Below are 2,760 nucleotides of genomic sequence, written 5' to 3'. Positions count from 1 at the left end.
TTGCCTTTTATGGCCACGGAGCTGGGGGCACGTGATCAGTACGGTCTGGTTACAGCCGCGGCCCAGGTACCGGCCTTCCTGACCATGCCCTTGGGCGGGGCGATGCTGGGCCCTGGTGGGCTACCTGCCGCTACTGGTGCTCGCGCGGTCTGCCGCTGCACGCACGATCCGGGACCTGCACGTGCACTCGGACGATGACGCACCCTGGCTCCCTGCTATCGCGCTGGCCACAGGTGTGGCCTTGCTGGGGGCCTTCTCGGCCTCCTCCTACCGCTTCTGGATGGCCAGCGTTTTAGCTGGGGTCTTGATCGTATGGGCTTGCGCGCGCGTCTTTCCTGCCGGGGTTACTCAGGTCTTGCGGGGCCGGCCTGCTGCCCTGGCCGTGCTTACTTGGCTCAGCGGCGCCTATTTTTCCTTGGACTACCTGATTTCCCCTGCTGCCCATGACGTGCTGGGATTGACAGTTACCCTTGACCTTAACTCCATGAACTCGCTGCCCAACCTTTGCTGGATCATCGTCAACAACACCAACTGGGTTACCTACAATGTCCTTATCCCCTGAGAGCATGCGTTTAATCGTCAGCGACCCTGTTTGGCCGGCACCGACAATCAGTGTCCGTGGGCGGCCACGTCCTTCATCAGTTAGCAGAAGTTTCAGCGACCTCCCGCCGAGAACCGCTCGTATCGTCATTCGCGAGCCTGCGACAAGTATCAACGTTACAGCCCAAGCTGTACCGTACTCCCGCAGAGAGAAACCACCTTCAAAAAATACAGCCAAAATTCCCGACGTCACGCATGAAGCCAAGACAGAAGCCATCGTAATGCGAGTCGCCTCCGATATGGAGGCATAACGCCAAAGGCTATCGTACATGTGAAATGAAGCAAAGATGACTACGTTTACAATTGCAAGTATGCCTATTGTGCAAAAGGGGCCTAACGGGGACATGGTTCGATCCCAGCTAGTTCTTCCCCATGCGGCAACATATATCGCGACGTACGTCGCCGTGACGTCACCAACAATTAGGGATAAAGGCTCGACACGCTTTAGCAACATGCGAGATGACTCTACCCATCCCGCCCCAGCCCTCCAGGCGAGATTCGAGGTCTCATTCATCCTGTGGTTTTCACCTTCTATGGTATTATGGAACAACATGTTTGGGTATCTTCAGCGCAGGCAAGTCAATGCATTTCTGATTCTAGACAGTTAATGAGCGCGCTCATACTGTGCACACAACGCCAAATGCGCTCCCCTACCTCCAAGTACTTGGTTCGCGAGCACCGATAAGGGTCACTTATCCAATCGTCCCCTGCGACCGCCATCTTCGACTGTCGGGTTACAACCGCTTCGATCAACTCTCCCCAAATCCTGCGTTCACTCATAGGAACAAGTTCTGCCACATTGACAAAACGTTGAAGCGAAACCACCTTCTGGATCTGTTCTGGATAGTTTGCTAGGATCCATGCGTTGTGCTCCGGGCCGAAAGTCAGAATCAGATCTACGGTTTTGAGATGTCGCCCTGTTAACTGCTTAGAAACGTGATCTTCTGTCGACACATCGAGACTAGCTGCGATTGCACCCATAACGGGATCAATTGGGCTTCCCTCGAGCGCACCTATACCAGCAGATGCAACACTGATTTGACTGCCATCTACCATCTTTCTCAACGCACAGGCCGCAAAAGCAGATCGACATATGTTTCCAGTGCACACAAAGAGAATATGAGGAGCTTGGTGAGTCTCGTACTTCATACTTGAGATCGCCCTGGAGACATTCAACCAGCCCGGCAACTCTGAAACTGTTATAGTCCCAGTTCTTTGAGACGTCCAGTCCGGGAATGCTGCAGGCGGGTTCACCCCCTGCCTGACCATGTAGTACCCTCCTTTATGGCGTCATTCTCAAGCATATTCACAAAGTCCGCTGTACTGCTGCCCTTGCCTACAGTCGACGCGCCTGGCTTCGGTGTGACCTGTTCGGCCTGATAGGGAACCATTTCTGGATCCTGTTTCGTGCTTTTACTGCGGCGCCGCCTGCGCTCATTGCGGTCCTTGTTGTCCACCTGATACGCCACCGATGTGTAAGCATACTCTGTCTCACCGTATCGCAAGCGTCCCAGGCCAGAGACCGGCACCTGATTCAGGACAACGCCAAGCACTGTGCCACCACCACGTTCAATAGTATCCTTAGTCAACTTCAGCTGATCCGTGGTGGTCTTCTTTGCCCTGGCAACTAGAACAAACTCCATCCATGCGCTCAGACACTGCGACAGCGTCAGTCACCGGGAGTACCGGTGGAGCGTCAATGATCACCAAGCGATCAGTAGCCAGGTAATCGACAAGTTGACTCAACCGTTCTGACCCAAGCAGTTCGGAAGGGTTAGGCGGCGTATCACCTGCAGGAATTACGTGCAGGCCAGGAACCTTTGTTTGCACCATAGCCTGGTCCAGAGTCGTGGCCCCTACCAGCAACTGCGAAAGACCTGGCTGATGGCCAGGCAAGTTGAACCTCTCTTTAAAGACAGGCCGCCGCATATCTCCTTCAATAAGGACAACTTCCTCTCCCGCCAGAGCCATAACTCGCGCTAAGTTAGTGGAGACCGTGGACTTACCTTCACCCTGAACAGAGGAAGTCACGATCAACTTATGCAGCCCCTGATCCACACGCGCATAACGCAGGTTAGTGCGAAGCTTGCGCAGAGACTCCTCCACCCGGTAATCGTGCTCCTGCTCCTCCGGCCCTTGAGCAAGTACTTCGGAAGTCGG

The 2,760-nt window shown here is 54.6% G+C and carries 4 protein-coding genes; 1 reads left to right on the top strand and 3 read right to left on the bottom strand.

Features of this window, described 5'->3' with window-relative positions; all coding sequences use genetic code 11:
• On the top strand, positions 1-198 hold a 198-nt coding region (locus tag DR039_RS11755; protein WP_407641269.1), incomplete at its 5' end, for a hypothetical protein.
• Positions 199-292: 94 nt separating this feature from the next.
• Here the strand turns inward: DR039_RS11755 and DR039_RS11750 are convergent.
• From DR039_RS11750 to DR039_RS11475, 3 genes are all read right to left on the bottom strand, one after another.
• Entirely contained in the window at positions 293-817 is a 525-nt protein-coding gene (locus DR039_RS11750; protein ID WP_407641270.1) for a nucleoside-diphosphate sugar epimerase/dehydratase, read from the bottom strand.
• 362 nt (positions 818-1,179) lie between these two features.
• Positions 1,180-1,749 (bottom strand): arsenate reductase/protein-tyrosine-phosphatase family protein, encoded by a 570-nt coding sequence (locus tag DR039_RS03735; protein WP_170166862.1) that lies wholly within the window; start codon positions 1,747-1,749, stop codon positions 1,180-1,182.
• A gap of 432 nt (positions 1,750-2,181) precedes the next feature.
• Positions 2,182-2,760 (bottom strand): CpsD/CapB family tyrosine-protein kinase (locus tag DR039_RS11475; RefSeq protein WP_229116778.1); only part of this gene is annotated, 579 nt, incomplete at its 5' end.

It is taken from the genome of Actinomyces bovis, assembly GCF_900444995.1.
GTDB classification, from domain to species: domain Bacteria; phylum Actinomycetota; class Actinomycetes; order Actinomycetales; family Actinomycetaceae; genus Actinomyces; species Actinomyces bovis.
Note: the sequence above shows the minus strand (reverse complement) of the source record. Positions and strands in the feature narration are given on the sequence as shown.

Coding starts and splice junctions, on each gene's coding strand:
- DR039_RS11750 (WP_407641270.1), bottom strand. CDS start 817: ATGGCTTCTGTCTTGGCTTCATGCGTGACGTCGGGAATTTTGGCTGTA.
- DR039_RS03735 (WP_170166862.1), bottom strand. CDS start 1,749: ATGAAGTACGAGACTCACCAAGCTCCTCATATTCTCTTTGTGTGCACT.